At 39.9% G+C, this 21,138-nt stretch carries 19 protein-coding genes and 1 pseudogene; 1 reads left to right on the plus strand and 19 read right to left on the minus strand.

Features of this window, described 5'->3' with window-relative positions:
- Window positions 1-48 precede the first annotated feature (48 nt).
- The 5 genes from tig to rpsO all read right to left on the minus strand — a co-directional run bounded on the left by tig (window position 49) and on the right by rpsO (window position 6,139).
- Window positions 49-1,365 carry a trigger factor gene (gene tig, locus HUK45_RS05955; RefSeq protein ID WP_191911548.1) on the minus strand — a complete coding sequence of 439 codons (1,317 nt, stop codon included), beginning with the start codon at window positions 1,363-1,365 and terminating at the stop codon, window positions 49-51.
- Between the two features lie 182 nt (window positions 1,366-1,547).
- Window positions 1,548-2,738, minus strand: a complete 1,191-nt coding sequence (gene tuf / locus HUK45_RS05960) for an elongation factor Tu (protein WP_102169071.1) — start codon at window positions 2,736-2,738, stop codon at window positions 1,548-1,550.
- Between the two features lie 186 nt (window positions 2,739-2,924).
- Complete coding sequence (locus HUK45_RS05965; RefSeq protein WP_191911549.1) at window positions 2,925-3,818, minus strand: hypothetical protein; 894 nt, start codon at window positions 3,816-3,818, stop codon at window positions 2,925-2,927.
- An 87-nt stretch (window positions 3,819-3,905) separates the two neighbouring features.
- Entirely contained in the window at window positions 3,906-5,699 is a 1,794-nt protein-coding gene (locus HUK45_RS05970; RefSeq protein WP_191911550.1) for a ribonuclease J, read from the minus strand.
- A gap of 170 nt (window positions 5,700-5,869) precedes the next feature.
- The gene (rpsO, locus tag HUK45_RS05975; RefSeq protein WP_102169068.1) at window positions 5,870-6,139 is read right to left on the minus strand and encodes a 30S ribosomal protein S15; all 270 of its coding nucleotides are present in this window, start codon (window positions 6,137-6,139) and stop codon (window positions 5,870-5,872) included.
- A gap of 244 nt (window positions 6,140-6,383) precedes the next feature.
- On the opposite strand from rpsO, the gene rpsT reads away from it, so the two are divergent.
- Window positions 6,384-6,638 carry a 30S ribosomal protein S20 gene (gene rpsT / locus HUK45_RS05980; protein WP_003716879.1) on the plus strand — a complete coding sequence of 85 codons (255 nt, stop codon included), beginning with the start codon at window positions 6,384-6,386 and terminating at the stop codon, window positions 6,636-6,638.
- A 176-nt stretch (window positions 6,639-6,814) separates the two neighbouring features.
- On the opposite strand, the gene holA is transcribed toward rpsT, so the two are convergent.
- From holA to HUK45_RS06050, 14 genes and pseudogenes are all read right to left on the minus strand, one after another.
- Window positions 6,815-7,855, minus strand: a complete 1,041-nt coding sequence (gene holA, locus HUK45_RS05985) for a DNA polymerase III subunit delta (RefSeq protein WP_191911551.1) — start codon at window positions 7,853-7,855, stop codon at window positions 6,815-6,817.
- On the minus strand, window positions 7,825-9,843 hold the full coding sequence (locus HUK45_RS05990) for a DNA internalization-related competence protein ComEC/Rec2 (RefSeq protein WP_235972048.1): 2,019 nt from the start codon (window positions 9,841-9,843) through the stop codon (window positions 7,825-7,827). The genes holA and HUK45_RS05990 overlap by 31 nt, the downstream gene beginning before the upstream one ends.
- Before the next feature lie 251 nt (window positions 9,844-10,094).
- The gene (locus HUK45_RS05995; protein ID WP_191911552.1) at window positions 10,095-10,580 is read right to left on the minus strand and encodes a ComE operon protein 2; all 486 of its coding nucleotides are present in this window, start codon (window positions 10,578-10,580) and stop codon (window positions 10,095-10,097) included.
- 63 nt (window positions 10,581-10,643) lie between these two features.
- Window positions 10,644-11,289: pseudogene (locus tag HUK45_RS09795) on the minus strand (helix-hairpin-helix domain-containing protein).
- A gap of 169 nt (window positions 11,290-11,458) precedes the next feature.
- A complete protein-coding gene (locus tag HUK45_RS06005) occupies window positions 11,459-12,508 on the minus strand; it encodes a SepM family pheromone-processing serine protease (RefSeq protein WP_191911553.1) in 1,050 nt (349 codons plus the stop codon).
- Window positions 12,492-13,013 (minus strand): pantetheine-phosphate adenylyltransferase, encoded by a 522-nt coding sequence (gene coaD, locus HUK45_RS06010; protein WP_191911554.1) that lies wholly within the window; start codon window positions 13,011-13,013, stop codon window positions 12,492-12,494. The genes HUK45_RS06005 and coaD overlap by 17 nt, the downstream gene beginning before the upstream one ends.
- Before the next feature lie 5 nt (window positions 13,014-13,018).
- Window positions 13,019-13,576: a 16S rRNA (guanine(966)-N(2))-methyltransferase RsmD gene (rsmD, locus tag HUK45_RS06015; RefSeq protein WP_191911555.1), complete on the minus strand. Its 558-nt coding sequence runs from the start codon at window positions 13,574-13,576 to the stop codon at window positions 13,019-13,021.
- Between the two features lie 2 nt (window positions 13,577-13,578).
- On the minus strand, window positions 13,579-13,857 hold the full coding sequence (locus HUK45_RS06020) for a DUF2129 domain-containing protein (protein WP_191911556.1): 279 nt from the start codon (window positions 13,855-13,857) through the stop codon (window positions 13,579-13,581).
- A gap of 5 nt (window positions 13,858-13,862) precedes the next feature.
- Window positions 13,863-15,071, minus strand: coding sequence for an FtsW/RodA/SpoVE family cell cycle protein (locus HUK45_RS06025; protein WP_413230823.1), 1,209 nt, complete (start codon window positions 15,069-15,071; stop codon window positions 13,863-13,865).
- 117 nt (window positions 15,072-15,188) lie between these two features.
- Complete coding sequence (typA, locus tag HUK45_RS06030) at window positions 15,189-17,033, minus strand: translational GTPase TypA (RefSeq protein ID WP_191911557.1); 1,845 nt, start codon at window positions 17,031-17,033, stop codon at window positions 15,189-15,191.
- 107 nt (window positions 17,034-17,140) lie between these two features.
- Entirely contained in the window at window positions 17,141-17,926 is a 786-nt protein-coding gene (locus HUK45_RS06035; RefSeq protein WP_191911558.1) for an inositol monophosphatase family protein, read from the minus strand.
- Window positions 17,916-18,212 (minus strand): UPF0223 family protein, encoded by a 297-nt coding sequence (locus tag HUK45_RS06040; protein ID WP_191911559.1) that lies wholly within the window; start codon window positions 18,210-18,212, stop codon window positions 17,916-17,918. The genes HUK45_RS06035 and HUK45_RS06040 overlap by 11 nt, the downstream gene beginning before the upstream one ends.
- A gap of 119 nt (window positions 18,213-18,331) precedes the next feature.
- On the minus strand, window positions 18,332-19,759 hold the full coding sequence (gene lpdA, locus HUK45_RS06045; RefSeq protein WP_191911560.1) for a dihydrolipoyl dehydrogenase: 1,428 nt from the start codon (window positions 19,757-19,759) through the stop codon (window positions 18,332-18,334).
- Window positions 19,760-19,764: 5 nt separating this feature from the next.
- Window positions 19,765-21,105, minus strand: a complete 1,341-nt coding sequence (locus HUK45_RS06050) for a 2-oxo acid dehydrogenase subunit E2 (RefSeq protein WP_191911561.1) — start codon at window positions 21,103-21,105, stop codon at window positions 19,765-19,767.
- Window positions 21,106-21,138: the final 33 nt, after the last annotated feature.

Below are 21,138 nucleotides of genomic sequence, written 5' to 3' on the forward strand. Positions count from 1 at the left end.
TCCCATGCTTTTCGCGCTTAAATATTATTTAACTGATAGTAGGATCGATTACTTATCTTCCTTCTTATCATCGGCTTTTTCAACTTGCTTAGCTGAGTCAGCAACTAAGTCAACAGCCTTCCGAATCTTAATGTCATGTGTAAGCATGTCTTCAGACAAAGCATTCTTAACTTGGTCTTCCTTCATACCATATTGCTTAGCAAGGTCACTAATTTCAGCCTTGATTTCATCTTCAGTTGCAGCTAAGTCTGCATCATCAACGATTGCTTCAAGAACTAAGTTAGTCTTAACCCGTTGTTCAGCATCAGCAGCAAATTGCTTCTTCAAATCATCTTCCTTAGTACCAGTGATTTGGAAGTACATTTGTGGGCTAATACCTTGTTGTTGCATTCCAGCTAAGTATTGTTGCATTTGACGGTTAGTATCTTCATCCAACATTGATTGTGGAATATCTTGAATTTCGGCGTTTTCAACCGCAGCGTTAATTGCTGCATCTTCAATAGCAGCCTTAGCTTGGTTGTCCTTGTTTTCTTGTAATTCCTTCTTAGTCTTGTCCTTTAATTCGGCAAGAGTATCAGCGTCTTCGTCAACATCCTTAGCAAAGTCATCATCAAGTTCTGGAAGTTGCTTTTCCTTGATTTCGTGAACCTTTACCTTGAAGATAGCTTCCTTACCAGCTAAGTCTTTAGCATGGTAATCTTCAGGGAATGTAACCTTAACATCAACATCATCGTCGGTGTTGTGACCAATCAATTGATCTTCAAAGCCAGGGATAAATGATCCTGAACCTAATTCAAGGGAGTAGTTGTCAGCGGAGCCACCATCAAACTTCTTGCCATCAATGCTACCTTCATAGTCGATAACAACAGTGTCGCCCTTTTCGGCTGGCTTGTCTTCCTTCAATACAAGTTCTGCTTGTTGTTGACGCTTCTTTTCAAGTTCAGCATCAACGTCAGCATCACTAACTGTAGTGTCTTGCTTTGGAACTTCCATTCCCTTGTAGTCGCCAAGCTTTACTTCTGGCTTAACGTCAACAGTAGCAGTTAATACCCAAGGTTGATCCTTGTCCATGCTCTTAATATTAATTTGTGGTTGAGCAACAGGTTCAATACCAGCTTCCTTAACAGCATCACTGTAAGCTTGTGGTAATACCTTGTTTAAGGCATCTTGGTAAAGTGATTCTTCACCGTACATTTGGTCAAAAATTTGACGTGGTACCCGACCCTTACGGAAACCTGGAACAGTAATCTTCTTCTTGGTTTCTACGAAGGCTTCGTCAAGTCCCTTCTTAATAGTGTCGACATCGATTTCAAATGTCAAAGTACCTTTGCTGGCGTCGCTATCGCATTCCCATTTTGCTGACATTTTATTTCCTCCAATATACATCAGATTGACCAAACACTAATCAGGCTGGTCTTTACATACTCCACTAGTTTACCGTACGTAAGTAGTAATTGCAACTAATCAAGAAATTCGATCAGATAAAAATTTAAAAACAAAAAAAGGCCCGGAAACCGAACCTTTTCTCACTAAAACTAATAATTAAATTAGTCTAAGATGTCAGATACAACACCGGCACCAACAGTGTGTCCACCTTCACGAATAGTGAACTTAAGACCCTTTTCAAGGGCAACTGGCTTTTGTAATTCAACAGTGAATGTTACGTTATCACCAGGCATAACCATTTCTACACCATCTGGCAATTCAATAGTACCAGTAACATCAGTTGTGTGGAAGTAGAATTGTGGACGGTAGTTTGAGAAGAATGGAGTGTGACGACCCCCTTCTTCCTTAGTCATAACATAAACTTCACCCTTGAACTTCTTGTGAGTTTGGATGGAACCTGGTTCAGCAAGAACTTGACCACGTTCGATTTGATCGTGTGAAATACCACGAAGCAATACACCAACGTTGTCCCCAGCTTCACCAAGATCAAGAGTCTTGTGGAACATTTCCAAACCAGTAACAGTTGACTTAAGAACGTCGTCAGTCAAACCAACGATTTCAACTTCGTCACCGATCTTAACAGTACCACGGTCGATACGACCAGAAGCAACAGTACCACGACCAGTAATAGTGAAGACGTCTTCGACAGGCATCATGAATGGCTTGTCAGTAGGACGCTTTGGAGTTGGGATGTAGTCATCGATAACATCCATCAAGTGAAGGATAACCTTTTCTTGTTCTGGGTCACCTTCAAGTGCCTTAAGAGCAGAACCACGAATAACTGGAACATCGTCACCAGGGAAATCGTATTCGCTAAGTAAGTCACGAACTTCCATTTCAACCAAGTCAACCAATTCATCATCGTCAACCAAGTCAGTCTTGTTCAAGAATACAACGATGTATTGAACACCAACCTGACGGGCAAGAAGAATGTGTTCACGAGTTTGTGGCATAGGACCATCAGTTGCGGCAACAACAAGGATAGCACCATCCATTTGTGCGGCACCAGTGATCATGTTCTTAACGTAGTCCGCGTGACCTGGAGCGTCGATGTGAGCATAGTGACGCTTTTCAGTTTCGTATTCAACGTGGGCAGTGTTAATAGTGATACCACGTTCCTTTTCTTCTGGAGCTGCATCGATATCAGCGTAGTCTTCAGCCTTAGCCAAGCCCTTTTCTGATAATACCTTAGTGATAGCAGCAGTTAAAGTAGTCTTCCCATGGTCAACGTGGCCAATAGTACCAATGTTTACATGGGGCTTTGTACGTTCATAATGTTCTTTTTCAGCCATTAATGAAAACCTCCTGTGAATTTACAAGTATAATGCCAGTCATTTCAGAAAAACAACTGACACACCCTTATGGATATTGTACTACTTCTTTTCGCCAATGAAAAGATTAATCAAATGGCTCTCAAGAAGAATTCTATAACATAATATCAACTATCTGCCAATTTGTAAATAATTTAATTCATGTTTTTATTGTAATTTATCAATGAATTGATTTAGCCTTTTCTGCCAATAGATAATCTGTTCGTTTTCACCACTATATTCACCTGTAGTCGCTCGTTTATACATTACATCAACCCACTGTTCTGGATCTGTGATCGCCTCATCAATTAACGGGTTCAACAAGATTGCTTGAAGATCTAGCTGAATTTGTAACGCTCTCAGGATTTGCGGATCAGTTTGTCCCAGTCGCTTGCTTAATATTTGTTGACACTTAACTACTGCCGGATTTTGATAAGCGGTCGGTAAATTATTTGGAATAATTAAATGCTCTTCCTGATCGATACACAGCATTATAATTTTCTCTTGGCACTTAAGTTGTTGCAATATATTTAAAATATCAGCTTTAACAAATTGTTGGGTAAATGGATCGCGAAGTAGAAACTTTGCGCCAACCATAAAATCAGCTAACGGGAGCTGATCAGCAGCTAATAGACGCTTACGCTGTTCTTGTAGCGGGTAATCACCAAGGTGGTAGAAAGTCCGGAGCTGGTTTTGAATTGTCGTCTTAAACTCCTGACGATAGTTTGATTCTGCCTGTTGAACAAGAGGAAGCAGGTTAGTAATTATTTCTTCCGGCTGACGTAAAATCATTGCTCGTGTAGAAATAAAATGCTGAGCCTTTAACCCAACCTGAACAAGGAACTTCACATCATTTGAAAATACTTGAGGATTCTGAGTAGCGACTTGATAAGCAAGCTTATACTGCTTCGAATTATATAGTGCCTTCGTTGTCCACTTGGTGAGTTGTTCGTCATCCACTTCATTTTGTAAATCAAACAAAATTGTCGCTGCATCACGCCATTTATTTTCCGTAAAAAGTTTCTTGGCCCTTTCAAATTGTTCTGTTTGTTCAGGATTCATTTTTTACTTCACCTTCAACTTTTTAAAATTAAGAAACCAGGAAGTTTAGTTCTAAATACCCAACTCCCTGATTTCCTCCAGTATTATTTATGCGTTATTCTTCTTAGCATGGTGTTTCCGACCACGGCCACGACCTGAATGTCGCTTTGCCTTTTTCTTATTATCCTGTTTATTAGGCTCGTTCTCTTCATTTTTCTGAGAACTAACCTTTTTCCGTGAATTTTGGTTAACTTCCATAATTACCGGAAGGATTACCGGGTGTCGTTTAGTTTGGTCAAACAAGAACCGGTTTAATTTTTCCCGAACATCTTGTTTTAAGTGTCCCCAATCAAATTCCTTTTGGTCTAAGTTCTCTTGAACAACCTTCTCAACTAAGTCTGCGCTTTGCTTCATTAATTGCCGGTTAGTTTTTACAAAGACAAAACCACGAGATGTGATTTGCGGACGAGCAACAATTTTCTTATTCTTCCGGTCAATTGTCGCAACAACAACAAAGATTCCATCCTCAGACAATACTCGACGGTCACGTAAAACAATATTACCAATATCACCAATTCCTGTCCCGTCAATCATGGTATTGGCAACATCAATGTGTTCACCAACATGGAATTTGCCATTCTTATAAGTTAGGACATCCCCCTTATTTACAATGAAGATGTTTTCAGCAGGAATACCGACTTCTTCAGCTAATTCTGCATGACGATCTAGTAACCGATATTCACCCTGAATCGGGATAAAGAACTTTGGCTTCATAAAGTTAAGCATCAACTGTTCGTCATTCTGGTTTGCGTGTCCAGAGGGGTTAAGATCATCTGAAATAAACTTAACCTCGGCCCCAGTCCGGTAAATCATATCCTTAGTCTTTTGCACTTCGGTTTCTTGGGCATATGAAGGCGTCGTTGTAACAAAGACCAAATCGCTATCAGATAAATGAAGTTTAGGATTATCGCCATTAGCAATTTGTTGGAGCGACTTAATTGGTTCTCCCATCTTTCCGGTTTCCAAGATCACAACCTGATCTGGTTCAAGGTTATTAGCCTCTTCCATACTAATAAGCAGATCCTTAGGAAGCTTTAATTTACCTAATTGCATTGCAGTATCAATAATCTGCTCAATATCTTCACCTGAAAGGACTAATTTGCGATCAACCTTAACAGCCGCGTCAATAATTTGCTGGACCCGCATAATGTTAGAAGCAACACTTGCAACAACGATTCGCCCTTTTTGGTACTTAAACGTTTCAAGGATATATTCACCAATATCCTTTTCCCGTGCTGAGGCACCAGTAATTCCTGCTCCTGCAGAATCACTCAACAATGCTAAAACTCCTTGAGAGCCAATTTCAGCTAACCGGGCAAGATCTGTCTGGTACCCAGTGTTTGCAGTTTGATCAAACTTAAAATCGCCAGTATAAACAATGTTTCCCTCAGGCGTTTCTAAGACAATTCCCAATGTTTCTGGAATTGTATGGGTTGTTGCAAAGAAAGAAACAGTAACATCGTTAAAATCAATGGCCGTTGACTCATCAACAACGTGAAAGTCATTAAACTTTTTAACTTCTTTATGACCCTTAACCGCTAATTTTGCTAAAGCAATTGTCATTTCACTACCAAAAACAGGAACATCAAAATCCATTAAGAAATATGGCAATGCACCAATTGCATCAGCGTGTCCATGGGTAAGAAAGACACCAACTATATCGTCTTTTCGTTTCTTAAGGTATTCCCAATCAGGAATAACAACGTCAATTCCCATTAATTCATTTTCAGGGTACTTCAAACCTGCATCAAGAATGAAAATTTGGTTTTCAATCTCGACAGCGTACATATTCTTTCCATTTTCGCGTACTCCACCAAATGGAATTATTTTTATACTACTCATTTAGCGAGCTCCTTTGTTTAGTTTTACCTTTTTAGGCATTTTATCGTACAAAATCACTATGTAATATCTTACCACAGAATAGTTAAGAATTGGAATAGGAGTACCCTAGGGCTAAAATTTAAAAATAAAAAAGCCAGAACTTTTTAGTCCCAGCTTTCCAAAGTGATGAATTACCGACGAAGACCCAACTTTTGGATAAGTTCACGGTAAGCATTTAAATCAGTCCGACGCAAGTAAGCCAAAAGGTTACGACGGTGACCGATCTTCTTCATCAAACCACGTTGTGAGTGGTAATCATGCTTGTGTGTACGCAAGTGGTCATTCAATTCGTTAATATCTGCAGTTAAAACAGCAACTTGTACTTGGGTAGAACCAGTGTCACCTTCGTGAGTTGCGAATTCCTTGATAATTTGATCCTTACGTTCTTTAGAAATAGCCATGCTATTTTCCCACCTTTCAATTATTAAATGCGCCAAGTTCTAAGTATTGCGTCGGTGAGGATCGCAAAACTGAGAAGAGGCATGGTTCAAACAAACCTTTAATAATATAACCAATTTTCTTTCAAGATGCAAGCCAATCGTTTCAAAATTCCTCTTTACTATTGCATTGAGAACTAGTCTTTTGTATAATGACAGATGTTGAAAATTCTGGTCAACTGAATATTGGGTAACGGAGGTGAAACTCATGCCAATTATTAAATCAGCAATTGAACGTGTTCGTACTAGCGAAAAAGCTGAAGCACGTAACGCATCCCAATTAAGCAAAATGCGTACTGCTATCAAGAAGTTTGACAAGGCAAAGCTTGCTGGCGCAGATAACCTTGATGATCTTTACAAGGCTGCAATCTCAGCAATTGACCGTGCCCACTCAAAGGGTCTTATCAAGGCTAACAAGGCTGCTCGTGACAAGTCACGTCTTTCAGCACGTTACGCTAAGTAATTAAAAAAGTGAAACTTTTCGGTTTCACTTTTTTATTTTTTTAAATAAAAAACTATGTCATAAGCACTACTATTTCGATGAAAAGACGAATGGTACAACGCATAAATGGGCTTCAGTGCTCGGTAAAAACCGACTCTAAAGCCCATTTGTGCTTTCTCAAGGCTAGCTGCTGCATGTCACCCCATCCCTACACCTTGCTGCTGTCCATACTGAAGCATAAACAATTGAAAGAGTAGTCTCGGATCGCGTTGTGTTGTTTTCAATGCTTTTTCAATGTTAACTAATCCTAAGTATGCATTCTCTAATGCAAGTAAACTAAATTGCCGAACGGTTCGAAGCCCTAACTTAACCCGATATGGGTGAACTTTTAATTTTTGCGCCAAGCTCCCTTGACTAAGTCCTCGTGAACTCAAAATTTTTATTTGCAATAATAAGCGAAACTGACTAATTAATACTGCATTAATCCTTAATGGCGGTTGTTGTCCCGCAATTAATTGATCATACAGGTCAATAGATCTCGTTTGATCATGTTTAAGAACAGCATTAACCAAATCGAAGACATTTTCATCGAGCGATTGGGGGACTAATTCTTTGACTGCTTGTTGGGTAATATGTCGATCCTGGTATGTCAATAGTTTTAGCTTGCTTAAGTTAGCATTCATCAGCTCATAATCAGCATTTGTCCGTTGAACTAGCTCGTCAATGGCCGCTTCGTCAATCGCATACTGATCGTTGGTAAGCTCAGCACGAATCTGTTGTCGAGCATGTGTCTCATCTAAGGGAGCGGTATCAATCGTTACCGCAACCTTTTTTAGTTCTTTAACAATCTTTTTGCGACCATCTAGTTTTTCATACGGTGCTAAGAAAACTAAAATAGTTGACGGCTCCGGATGTTGTAAATAATTACTCAGCGAGTCAAGATCATGTTCAATTTTTGTTGGTCCTTTTTCTCCAGTAAAGAAATATGGTTTATTGATCAAAACTAGCCGTCGTTCACCGAAAAACGGGGCTGCCATTGCATCATCAAGGGCAACTGCTAATGGCGTTGTTTCCATATCATAACTTCCAACGTTCATTACCCGTTCTTCTTCAGGAATTAAATTAATAAACATCTCCCGTACTCGTTGTATCAATACCTGCTGTGTTCCAAGAGCAAGATAGATCATCATTGCAGGAGTTTTACTCGTTATTTGTTGTTTAAGCGTGGTAACATCCACCCGTATTCATCTCCTTTTAGTTTTGTTTGCCAATGATAGTTGTTTCCATAGTAACGGTATCGAATCATTCCATATTTCTGAGTTGATACTGATTTAACATTATTTTTTCTTAACGTAATTAGTGTCTCTTGATTAGGATGACCATACCGATTTTGTCGTCCAGCAGAAATAATACCTATTTGCGGCAGAAGTTGCCTTATGAATTGCGGATCACTTGATGTCTTACTACCATGATGACCTAATTTTAGGACATCTACCCGCAAATCAGGATTACGGTGAATAACATTTCTTTCTCCCTGACGATCCAGATCTCCCATAAACATAAATTTAAGTTGACCAAAGATTCCGATCAAAACCATTGAATCTTCATTTTTCCCCTCGCCTTCATCAAAAGGGTGCAAAACACGAAGCTTTGAGTATGGTAATTTATTGCCAGCTACTACCGGAAGGATTTGAGGAACTTGTTGACAATTGACAGGAATTAATCTTATCAAGGAATGCTGCTTTTCCATTCCCTTTGGCACCACGATTTGCTTCACTCTGAAGTTTTGTAAGATCGATGTTAAGTAACCAATATGATCTAAATCATGGTGACTAAGATAAATTGTATCAATCTTACTAACTCCGCAGCTCTTTAAATAATTAATGCTGGTTCTCGTAGCATAATCCCTTTTTGCTTGCACAAGACGTTTTCCAAATAATAATTTTCCCCCTGTATCAATAAGTTCTATTCGATTGCTAAGTGGATAGCGAATTATTATGCTATCACCCTGACCAATATCAACAAAGGTAACCTCACCATAAAGCGGTACATGAATAGTAATAAAAGCAATAGCATACAAACCAGCAAGAAAAAGCAATGGTCTCAGCCGATAATGATCCATCATTAGTAAAGTTACAATAAACAGTATCCAAATAATGATAACTGATGGTTTGCCAAACCTAATCAATCCTGGCCAACTACTTAGCTCTCCTAGAAGCCATTCAAACTCCCTTAGCAAGTAATTAACAATCACTGGGAAAAGTGGCAACCACTTAAATAATAATGTACTAATAATTACAGCTGGAAAAATAATTTCTGAAAAGAACGGAATAATAAGGAAACTACAAATAAATGTTAAAAGGTGAATTTCATAAGTAAATGCCAATATCGACGGCAAACTAATCAGGTTTAAAAACAATGACTGTCGATAAGAGCGAATAGTATTAGGAATTACCTGTAATGTAAACGATAATAAGTAACTTAACTGACCACCAAGAGTTAGGAGAAGCCAAGGATCAAACAATAAACCGCCAAGCAGGCTCATTGCCCACCCATCAAGCGGACTTAATCCGGTCACGCGTTGAATCAAGTTCATCTCCGCCATGATTACAGCCCGAATCAGGCTAATCGAGCCACCACCAATAATTAAATAAATTGGCAGGCTAATAATTAAAAGCCATTCAATATCTTCACGATTAAAATGTATTCTAACTAATCCTTTTCTTAAACAATCAGTTATTAAAACAACGTGCATCCCAGAAATACAAAACAAATGCAATAACCCTAGTCGCTTAACATTCTCCATCATCTCTGCACTCTGTTCATTCTTCATCCCCAAAATTAGTTGTTGACAATAGCTGGCAAGCGGATGAGGAAAATGACTAAAGTAGGTAGACAACTTCGCACGTAAAATATGGCACCGTTGGGTTAACCCTGGCTGATAATCGTTCTCAATTCGCAGTTGTTTGCAATTGACCTGATTATAAATATGGAACTGCCAATAATACCGTTGTGAATCAAATTGATTAAAATTAGTGGCCGGCTCAAGAGGGTGCTCATTCCCAGAAATTGTCCATCGCATTAGTTCCCTTGTCTTGCTAATCTTTTGGACTTCCTGATAATTCTTTGCAAAGTAAACCAGAATTATCCTTTCACCGGTTTGAATATCTGTTGCTCGAGCACTAATAAAATAATCAGTACTCGTTACTTGATCTGGTAAAACCAAGAACGTCCGATTAGTAATTTCGCACTGTTGCTTAACCGTAGTTAACCGAATTCTCTGCAGTTCATTAAAGCACCCAACTGATACAAGAATTGCAATACAGCACGTTATAATTAAAATTAGTCGTTCTTTTAAGCTAATGATTCGATAAAAAATCAGTACAAGCAGAATCAGTAGCCAATAATAATGATTGAGGATAATTGCCGTTACTAATCCGGCAACAATCGCCGGAAAAATAATCCGATTATAAATCGTTACTTTTGCTCTGGATGAATATATTGATCCAAAGCTACCTGTTCAAGGATATTGTCGTCTAATTTAATTTGATTAAGGCGGATATTCTTTAAGTTAATTAGTTTCATAGCATATTCATCATTATGATAATTCCGAATATAGTTAATTTCCTTGATCCCAGCCTGCAAAAGGCTCTTTGTACACTGTAAGCAAGGAAAATCGGTTACGTACAAGCTGGCACCATCAGTAGAAATTCCGAACTTGGCACATTGCAAAATTGCGTTCATCTCGGCATGAATAGTTCGCACACAATGACCATCACGAAGATAACAACCCTCGTCAATGCAGTGGGCATCCCCCGAAACAGAACCATTGTAACCACCGGCAATAATCCGCTTATCTCGTACTAAGACGGCACCAACGGATAACCGATTGCAAGTACTTCTTGATGCTAATAGTGCTGCTTGGATCATGAAATATTGATCCCAATCAATCCTCTTTTTCATCTTTTCCACACTTTCCGAATACTTTTGATGACTAGTATAACAAAATTAAAATCAAACTAAAAATTAGACCGCTAACATCGGTTTCAACTTAGCAACGGTTTTTTCACCAAAACCATTAATATTTTTTAGATCATCGACCGAATTAAAACTTCCATGCTCCTGACGATATTTGAGGATTAAATCCGCTTTTTTATCCCCGATTCCCGTAATCTTACATAATTGCTCTTTAGTAGCGGTATTAAGATTAACAATTTCCTGACCACCATTAGGAGCGTTCTCATTCGTTGCCGAGGTTGATAATCCCCCTCCCGATAATGATGCCGGAACTTGTTCACCCTTTTTCGGAATATAGATAACCTGAGCGTCAACTAGCTGCTTAGCCAGATTCACTTGGTTCATATCGGCATCGGGAGTTTCATGTCCGGCTGCAGCTAAAGCTTCATTTATCCGCGAACCGCCCGGCAATCGATAGACCCCCTGGATGAAGGACCGCTCCCTTAATGTCAACACATACTGCTTTCCCTCCTCTCACCTGTGATTGTTTCTGGGTGGTCGGTATCTTCTTATCGGCTGTCATAAAAGGATCATTGTTAGCATTAGTCTGTGAATGATATACTTTGCCACCAACCATAATAACCCCAACTAACAAAACGACAACCATGATTATCTTATTACGATAATTCAGCCAAATTTCCTCTAAATGTTCCATAAACTATCCCCCTACCAATATAGAACGCCAAAATTTAGTTTTTGCACGTTTAAATTTTAAAAAGGGAGGAACAACCTATATCCTCATTCCTAGGAAACCCACTCGACCTTCAATCCAAAAAATAAGAGACCAGAAAATTGCTGTTCTCTGATCTCTAACTTAACACCTGCTATGGGTGTGTTCTTAAATATTTAATTGCATCATTAAATGACGATACCGGCACTACTTTCATCCCCGGTGCGGACTTTTGTGCGGTTTTCTTGGCTAATTGGTAATTCGTCATGTGCTGCTCCTCATACTTAAGAAGGAGCTTAGATGGTTTAACATAAGGGGCAAAGAAAATTGTTGCACCAGCTTTATGGGCCGCAATTACCTTTTTGTCAATTCCACCAATTTCACCAACCGAACCATCAGGATTAATCGTTCCCGTTCCAGCAATCTTCCGTCCGTGACGTAAGTCTTGACCAGTTAACTGCTGATAGATCTGCAAACTAAACATTAACCCGCCAGAAGGCCCTCCTAGTTGACCCGGATTAACCTTAACCGGAATTTTGGTATGAACCTTAACATTATCAGTCAAAACAATCCCAATTCCCGCCCGAAAATTAGCAATCTTTACTAGCGGCTTAGTGACTGTTTGCTGATGACCATCGTGAAGATAAGTTACCGTTAATGGTGAACCGACCTTTCGCTTAGCAATATACTTCTGAAATCCTTGTGCGGTATCAAAGTGTTGACCATTAACTTTAGTTATCGTATCGCCGACTTTAATATCTTTTTTGAATTTGGAATTTTTTTCAATTTCAAGAACATAGATCCCAAGGTACCGTTTGCTAACTTCTTGATGGGCAGCTTTATATGCGTTCGCAATCGCTTCGTTAATTGCACTTTGCATGTAAAAGTCTTGAACCTTATCAAAGGTCGCATTATTTTGACCACCAGTAACAGCTTGCTTACTTTCAATCGTATTATAAGGGGTTAATTTGGCCCACAGATAGGTTGCCGGACGCGCTTGTTGAAGATAAACAGAAGTAATCATGAAGCTTCCCTTTTGCTTATCAGGATGGCCCTTAATTTTAACGTAAGAACGTAAACTATCGGCAGTTCCCGGACTCTCAATATACTTATTAAGCGGCCAAAACAAGAACCAGCCGATAAATAATACGGCAAATAACGTCAGTAATATTCGCCGCATAATTAACTTATCTTGTTTTTTCATTATGCTCCTTAACCTGCTTTAGCTTCTCCTCTTCAATCCGCTGTTTCAGTGCTTCATTAATGTTCTTTGGCAAGTAAGCAGAAATATCACCACCAGAAGATGTAACTTCCTTTAAGATACTGCTAGATAAGTGCTGATATTCTGGCTTTGCAAGGAAGAATACCGTCTCACACTGATCATCTAAGAAATTATTCATTGCGGCAATATCACGTTCATATTGAAAATCGGTTGTATTCCGCAAACCACGCATTAAGTAATCGGCACCGATCTTATTCATTAAATCAACGGTTAGACCATCAGTTGTAATTACTGAAACATTATCCAATCCTGAAACAGCTTCACGAATCTGTGCTACTCGTTCTTCAACCGTGAATAGTGGTTTTTTACTTCGATTAGTCATTACGGCAACCGCCAACTGATCAAATAACGCACTTCCCCGTTTAATTAAGTCAAGATGTCCTAAAGTCAATGGATCAAATGTTCCAGGAAATACTGCAACTTTCATTCTGTTTACCCTCTTTCAAATCGATAAAAACTCAAAACCGTAATTCCGTAACTTTGCTGTTTAATGAAATTAAACGAACCTATATTCTCAGGCAAATTAGCTTCCTGATTAGTTTCGGCAACTATTAACGCATCATCATTCAGAAGACTAAGTTCAACCATTTTTGTCATATCCTTAACAATTTGCTGTTTAGCATATGGAGGATCAAGATAAACCAAGTCAAACTTCTTTTCCTGTTTTGCAAGAACAGCCAGGGCTTTGCGCGAGTCCATCTTCAAAACAGTGAATTTTTCGGGATGCTTTGTTACCCCAATATTATCCTTAATCGTCTTAATTGCCGGATAAGCGCGATCAACTAGAATCGCATGCTCAATTCCTCTTGAGACCCCTTCAATACTAAGGCCACCACTACCGCCATATAAGTCAAGGCTCATTCCGCCACTAAAATAAGGACCAATGATGTTAAATAATGCTTCTTTTACTTTATCAGTCGTTGGTCGCGTTGCCATTCCCGGAACAGCACTTAATCGACGGCCACCAAATTCACCAGCAACAATTCTCATTCTTAATCATCCTCATCATGTTGTTTGTATAAACCCGTTTGTTCCAGATCGGTTAAGGTCGGATCAAGATCTGGGCGAGCTGAACTAATAACTCGCTTAACCGCACGCAAATGTTGAACCCGCTCTTTAATTTCATCATAACGATCCTGATTGACATATAGAATTGCATAGTGGAAGTGCTTCGATGCATACCGCAACTGACCATAATGATGTAAACTTCGTAATACCCGACGTCCATTATAGTAAACGATGATTGCTCGTCGTTTAGTTAGGTTAAACACGGTCTCTACCCCCTAGCTCTTCTTTGTTGACGAACGTTTCTTCGTAACGCCCGTTGTTTATTTTGCTGAATACTAATATTCATAATGATCCCAACAGTAAATGATAAGATCAGCATACTCGACCCACCATAACTAATAAAGGGAAAAGTTACCCCAGTAATTGGTAACAAACCTAAAACTCCCCCAATATTAAAAAATGCTTCAATTAGAATAAACGTAGCTGAACCATAGCACAACAACATCTCATACATTGAATTACTACGGACGCCAATTTGAATCATCCGACAAATGATGATCATCAATAGTATTAGAATAACACTAACACCAACTAGTCCTAGTTCTTCACTTGTGATTGACATGATAAAGTCAGTGTTTGGTTCAGGAAGGTAACCCATCTTCTGAACACTATTTCCCAGACCAGAACCAAAAACACCACCATTACTGATCGCATAGTACGAATTAACTAACTGACTTCCAGATCCAGAAGCATTACCGAACGGGTTCAAGAAAGCCACAAATCGTGCCATCCGATAACCATGAATCAAGCCGCTTTCAACGGCTTTTTCAACTAATAGGTAGCACATTGTCGGAATAATAAGCAAGACACTAATTCCAAAACTCCAGCGAAAATCACAGGCAAGAAAAAGAACGACAACAATCATCACATTAATTGCCATCCCCCCGATATCCGGTTGGAGAACAATTAAGAGCAAGCAAAGAGCAACTACCAGCCAGGGGCCACCCCCAGAACTAATAAAGTGATCATTTCGAGCCCGAACCCGTGCCATCCGATCAGAAAGATATAAGATAAAATAAATCTTACAAATTTCCACTGGTTGAATGTTAATCACACCAAGGTTAATCCACCCCTTGGCCCCATTGACCGCATGACTCAGCACAAGAACAAACAAGAGCATCCCAACCATCACAAGTGTTGAATCACGTAAAAAACGTGGCGTTCGGTAATGCCTTAGGGGATAGTTAGCCCCAAAAATTAAGCAGCCGATCCCCATAATTACATAGATCGTTTGCTTAATCAGGTAGGAAGTTGGGTTTCCTCCATTCTGCATTTCAATTGCTGAACTAGCAGAATACACCATGACAATTCCAATCATACATAAAACTAAGTAGGGGACCATTAAATAGTAATCCCAGTAATGAAAGTTCTTTCTGATCTGAGAAATATGAATTTTATGAATATGTTTAACTTTCACTATTGCACCTACCTAATTGAAAAAATTCTCTTTTATTATACACCAAAAAGAAAAATAGTCCTGCAGATGATGTAAAGACTACCAACTGCAGCACTATTCTTAAAATAATATTATTAATTACTTCCGCGAAGCAGCACGACGACGCTTAGCTTCCTTTTCACGAGCATTAGTATTCAAGATCTTCTTCCGCAGACGAATGTTTTCTGGAGTAACTTCACAGTATTCATCTTCATTCAAGAATTCAAGTGATTCTTCAAGGGAGAAGTGAGTAGGTGTCTTGATATGGGCCATTTCATCGGAACCAGCGGCACGAACGTTAGTCAAGTTCTTACCCTTAATGATGTTAACCGTAATATCATTTTCACGGCTGTTTTCACCAACGATCATTCCTTCATAAACTTCAGTACCTGGATCAATCAATAATTGACCACGACTTTCAATTCCCATCATAGCATAGGTAGTTGCCTTACCAGCATTCATGGAAACAAGAGTACCCTTTTGCCGACCAGGGTTCCAGTTTTTAATAACTGGAGCATACTTTTCAAAGGTATGACTCATAATTCCGTAACCACGGGTCATTGTCATAAATTCGGTGGAGTAACCAATCAATCCACGTGATGGTGCTAAGAAGATCAACCGGGTTTGACCATTCTCACCTGGTTCCATATTCTTCATTTCACCCTTCCGCTTAGAAAGGCTATCAATAACTGAACCGGTGTATTCGTCTGGAGTATCAATTTGAACTTCTTCGAATGGTTCACACATTACACCATCAATTTCACGATAAATAACTTCTGGACGTGATACTGATAATTCATACCCTTCACGACGTAAGGTTTCAATTAAAATTGAAAGGTGCAATTCCCCACGACCTGAAACAGTCCAGGCACCTGGATCATCTGTATCTTCAACCTTTAATGAAACATCAGTCTGCATTTCACGCTTCAACCGGTCTTCAAGTTGACGGGCAGTAACAAACTTACCTTCACGACCAGCGAATGGTGAGTCATTAGTCCGGAAAGTCATCCGCAATGTCGGTGGATCAATCCGTAATGGTGTAATTGCTTCTGGATGTTCTGGATCCGTTACGGTTTCACCAACATTAATGTCTTCCATCCCTGAAACAGCGATCAAGTCACCTGCTTCAGCTTCCTTAATTTCCAACCGCTTCAATCCGAAGAAACCGAATAGCTTAGTAACCCGGAAATTCTTCTTTGAGCCGTCAAGCTTCATTAAGGTAACATTATCACCGACCTTGATCTTGCCACGGAAGACCCGACCAATACCAATTCGACCAACGAAGTCATTGTAATCCAAGATCGCAACTTGGAATTGGAGAGGTTCATCAGAGTTATCAATTGGTGCAGGAATAGTCTTGATAATGGTATCAAACAATGGCTTCATAGTATGTTCTTGAGTAGAAATATCAGAATCATAGCTTGAAGTACCATTCATTGCTGAAGTGTAAACAACAGGGAAGTCAAGTTGATCTTCATCAGCCCCTAATTCAATAAAGAGGTCAAGGACTTCATCAACAACTTCTTCAGGACGGGCCCCCTTACGGTCAACCTTGTTGATAACAACGATTGGTGTAAGGTGTTGTTCAAGAGCCTTCTTCAAAACGAACCGTGTTTGAGGCATAGTTCCTTCAAAGGCATCAACAACCAAAAGAACACCGTCAACCATCTTCATAACCCGTTCAACTTCACCACCGAAGTCAGCGTGTCCTGGAGTATCAAGGATGTTAATTTGGTACTTACCATATTTAACAGCAGTATTCTTCGATAGGATGGTAATACCACGTTCACGTTCAATAGCGTTAGTATCCATTGCCCGATCTTCAATGGAAAAGTGTTCTGGCAAGGTATCTGATTGTTTAAGCATTTCGTTAACTAAGGTAGTCTTACCGTGGTCAACGTGGGCAATAATCGCAATGTTCCGAATGTCGTCACGAGATTTCAAGATTCAATCTTCCTTTCATCTTAACTCTACTCTAACAAGTTCAGTATACACTGTCCCGCGAGTGATTTCATAAAAAAACTGCGACAAATTAGTCACAGCTTCGACAACTATTTAGTAATCTGCCAGATGTCCTGACAAACTTTTTTCGTTGCTACTAATACAGTGTTTGATGATAGCACATTAAGCGGCTGGTCGTCAATTGTTTTCACTAGCAAACCTAGTTCTTCTGCAATCACTCTTCCAGTAGCAATATCCCACGGCTTTAATCTCGATGTATATCCGCCAAGCTGGCCATTTAGCACGTGGATTATTTCAATCCCCGCGCTTCCATACATTCGTAGTCCAGCAGCTTGCTGGGCAATTTCTTGTTGATGACAATTATTCTTAATTAATTGCCAGCCATTAATTGCAATTAAACTATCTGCTAAAGAAGAATTAGCTGGCGTACTTAACCGCTGTTCGTTGACATATGCTCCATGTCCTCGCCAAGCATGGTATAAGCGTTTATTCATCACATCCATAATGTAGCCTAAAGTTGGCGCCCCATCACAATACAAGGCTACCATAATAGCAAAATGATCCCGTTGCTTAACAAAGTTTAATGTTCCATCAATCGGGTCAATAATCCAGACGTTACCATTTAAATCCGGATTGATCTTTTGGTTAAAACTCTCTTCTTCACCAACAATTCGTGCTGATGGGTCAATTTCTAAAAGACGGTTCCTAATCAATCGTTCATTCTGTCGATCAACATTTGTCACTAAATCATTGGCTGACGACTTAGTATCAACCTTAAGCGGTGTGTTCATTAGTCCGATTGTCTGCTCCCGAACACTCCACAAAAGTTCCTGAACTTTCTGATCAAGCCTTTCTAATATTTCACTATTTATCATCCCGATTCACCCGGATCTTCCCTGCTGCTTTTTCTTTTGTCATTTGCATTACTTGATATAAGGAATAGCCTGAAACACCCTCAAAACGCTTCCCTAACTGCTTTTCATAAGCCTTTGAGTTTGCCACCTGCTTGAATTTCTTGTATTGATCGATAATTGCCTGCCGGTCAATACCAATCTCATACGCATCTTCTACTACCCGAAACATCCCAATCACTGCCTTCATTTCACCAATTGTCCAATCAGGATCAATCGGATAGGAATAATTATTCTCCTTGATTGCCATTAACCATCACACCCTTTCATTACATTATTAACTACTACCATTTATTTTAGCTTTAAACCCACAAAACACGCTACCAAAATGATAGCGTGTTCTGAGGATTATGGATGTTTTCCGACATTCTAAATGTGAGTTGGGAAACCAAGAGCAACATCAGCTGCTTCTTGAATTGGTTCATTCAAAGTTGGGTGTGGGTGAATTGTCAAAGAAACATCTTCAACATTCATTCCACAGTTAACAATTAATGAAAGTTCCCCAGCTAACGTACTTGCTTCTGGGCCAACTACTTGTGCACCAACAACGTTCTTCTTATCCTTAGTGTAGATAAAACGAACAAATCCTTCTGGTTCATCAAGTGAAACGGCACGTGCATTACCAGCAAATGGGAATTGTGCTGTAGCAACTTCGATTCCCTTTTCCTTAGCTTGGTCAGCATTCATACCAACTTCAGCTAATTCTGGGTCTGCAAAGCAAACTGCAGGAACACCAACCCAATCATTAGCGGTATTCTTACCAGCAATTGCACCAGCAGCAGTCTTTCCTTCGAAGAATGCCTTGTGTGCTAAAGCGGGACCTGGAACAATGTCACCAATAGCATAGATATGATCAACTGAGGTCTTACCCTGCTTGTCAACAACAACCTTACCATGGTCATCCAACTTAACACTGGTCATTTCAAGACCAAAGTTGTCGGTGTTTGGCTTCCGGCCTACTGAAACCATGCAGTAGTCAGCGGTCAATGATTGTTCTTTGCCATCTACTTCATAGTTAACGGTAACACTCTTGTCATCCTGTGAAGAACTCTTTGCCATTGCATTTGTAACAATGTCAATTCCTTTCTTCTTCAGGTTCTTTTCAACAACCTTGACCATATCCTTGTCAAAGCCATTCAAAATTGAACCGGTTCCTTCAAGAATTGTTACGTGTGAACCAAGGTCAGCATATGCACCAGCCAATTCAGTACCGATGTAACCACCACCGATAACAACGAATTCTTTTGGAATTTCAGGAAGGTTCAAGCCACCGGTAGAATCAATAACCCGGCCATCAAACTTGAAGCCCCTGATTTCAACTGGACGTGAACCAGTAGCAAGAATTAAGTTATTCCACTTAATTACCCGGCCATTATCATTGTCCATGAATTGCTTAGGTCCAGTCTTCATAACCCGAAGTTGTGAGTCATTGTCCATAACAGCTTCACCATCAATGATTTCAACCTTGTGCTTCTTTAAGAGCATCTCAACACCACGGGTCATCCGGTCGACAACCTTGTGTTGCTTCCAATCTTGAGTCTTTGCAAAGTCGATTGAAGCATCGGTCTTTGAAATTCCGTATGTTGAGGAATCCTTTGCTTGTTGCAAACGGTGACCAGCAGCAATTAATGCCTTTGATGGAACACAACCAACGTTAAGACATACACCACCGAGTCCTGGTTCACCCTTTTCAATCAAGGTAACCTTTTGACCCAATTCTGAGGCACGAATGGCGGCAACATAACCACCAGGACCTCCACCTACAATAACAGTATCTTTTTGTTCAACATCAGCCATACTAATTAGCCCTCCATCATCAATAATTCTGGATCTTCAAGGAGCTTCTTCAAGTAGTTCAAAGCTTCTGTAGCAAGGGCACCATCAATCAAACGGTGATCAACGGTTAATGACAACTTCATGTTGTGACCAACAACAATTTCACCATCTGCATTAACAACTGGTTCAGTTGCAATTGTTCCCATACCAAGAATGGCTACTTCAGGTTGGTTGATAATTGGTGTGAACCAGCCACCACGCATTGAGCCAATGTTAGAAATGGTAATGCAACCATGAGCCATACTTTCTGGGCTAAGCTTGTTGTCTTCAGCAGCTTGAGCGTTATCAGAAATTTCCTTAGCAATTTCAAACATGCTCTTTGAGTCTGCATCCTTAATGTTAGGGTTGTAAAGGCCGTGATCAGTACTTGTAGCAATACCAATGTTGTAAAAGTGCTTTTGAACAAGCTCTTGAGTACTATCATCAATTGAACTGTTGAATTCTGGGTACTTCTTCATCATTGCAATCAAAGCCTTAACAACATAAGGCAAGAATGTTAGGTGAATTCCTTGGTCAGCAGCAACAGCCTTGTACTTCTTCCGGTTAGCCATCATCTTTGAGACTTCAGCATTTGCAAAGACAGTAACCATTGGACTGATATCTGCAGATTCACGCATGTTCTTAGCGATAATTTGACGCATCTTGGACAATGGTTCACGAGTTTCAGCATCTTTGCCAGCGCCTTCATAAGGCTTGATAGTGTTACCTGCAGAAGGTGCACTAGCAGCAGCGGTTGCAGTATTAGCAGCAGGAGCTGAAGCGGCAGCACCGTTAAAGTTATCAATATCTTCTTTTAATACTTGACCGTGATTACCACTTGGTTGAACCAATGAAATGTCAACACCCTTGTCACGAGCATATTGACGTACAGATGGCATTGCCATAACAAGCTTATTTGGTTCAGCTAATGGTGCTACTCCACCTTGCTTTGGAGCAGGTGCAGGTTCACTAGAAGCAGCTGGAGTTTCGCTTTCAGCTGGAGCACTTGATTCTTCAGCGGCTGTGTCGTTTGCACTGTCATCAGCATCTTCGGCGTCTTCACTATCAACGTTTGTGCTTACACCGTCCTTGCCATCATCGATCAATACAAGGTCATTACCCTTTTCAACGTGATCATCTTCCTTTGCCTCGATCTTCTTAATTGTCCCGGCAACAGGAGAAACAAGTTGGGTGGTTGATTTATCTGTTTGAATTTCTACTAATGGGTCACCATCTTTGACTTGATCGCCTTCCTTAACTAAGAAAGAAGCGATGTCCCCTTCAGTCAAACCTTCACCCATTTCAGGTAGTCTAAATTTATAAGCCATATCGATTTAACTTCCTTTCTTAATCAGTGGTGT

This window comes from Limosilactobacillus urinaemulieris, from assembly GCF_014838745.1.
Lineage (GTDB): Bacteria > Bacillota > Bacilli > Lactobacillales > Lactobacillaceae > Limosilactobacillus > Limosilactobacillus urinaemulieris.

Excerpts from the sequence above, each read along its gene's own strand:
- HUK45_RS06050 (WP_191911561.1), bottom strand. The coding sequence starts at position 21,105 with ATGGCTTATAAATTTAGACTACCTGAAATGGGTGAAGGTTTGACTGAA.
- HUK45_RS06005 (WP_191911553.1), bottom strand. The coding sequence starts at position 12,508 with ATGAAAAAACAAGATAAGTTAATTATGCGGCGAATATTACTGACGTTA.
- rpsT (WP_003716879.1), top strand. The coding sequence starts at position 6,384 with ATGCCAATTATTAAATCAGCAATTGAACGTGTTCGTACTAGCGAAAAA.
- HUK45_RS06040 (WP_191911559.1), bottom strand. The coding sequence starts at position 18,212 with ATGGCAATCAAGGAGAATAATTATTCCTATCCGATTGATCCTGATTGG.
- coaD (WP_191911554.1), bottom strand. The coding sequence starts at position 13,013 with ATGAAAGTTGCAGTATTTCCTGGAACATTTGATCCATTGACTTTAGGA.
- rsmD (WP_191911555.1), bottom strand. The coding sequence starts at position 13,576 with ATGAGAATTGTTGCTGGTGAATTTGGTGGCCGTCGATTAAGTGCTGTT.
- rpsO (WP_102169068.1), bottom strand. The coding sequence starts at position 6,139 with ATGGCTATTTCTAAAGAACGTAAGGATCAAATTATCAAGGAATTCGCA.
- tig (WP_191911548.1), bottom strand. The coding sequence starts at position 1,365 with ATGTCAGCAAAATGGGAATGCGATAGCGACGCCAGCAAAGGTACTTTG.
- HUK45_RS06035 (WP_191911558.1), bottom strand. The coding sequence starts at position 17,926 with ATGATAAATAGTGAAATATTAGAAAGGCTTGATCAGAAAGTTCAGGAA.
- HUK45_RS05965 (WP_191911549.1), bottom strand. The coding sequence starts at position 3,818 with ATGAATCCTGAACAAACAGAACAATTTGAAAGGGCCAAGAAACTTTTT.
- tuf (WP_102169071.1), bottom strand. The coding sequence starts at position 2,738 with ATGGCTGAAAAAGAACATTATGAACGTACAAAGCCCCATGTAAACATT.
- lpdA (WP_191911560.1), bottom strand. The coding sequence starts at position 19,759 with ATGGCTGATGTTGAACAAAAAGATACTGTTATTGTAGGTGGAGGTCCT.
- HUK45_RS05995 (WP_191911552.1), bottom strand. The coding sequence starts at position 10,580 with ATGAAAAAGAGGATTGATTGGGATCAATATTTCATGATCCAAGCAGCA.
- HUK45_RS05970 (WP_191911550.1), bottom strand. The coding sequence starts at position 5,699 with ATGAGTAGTATAAAAATAATTCCATTTGGTGGAGTACGCGAAAATGGA.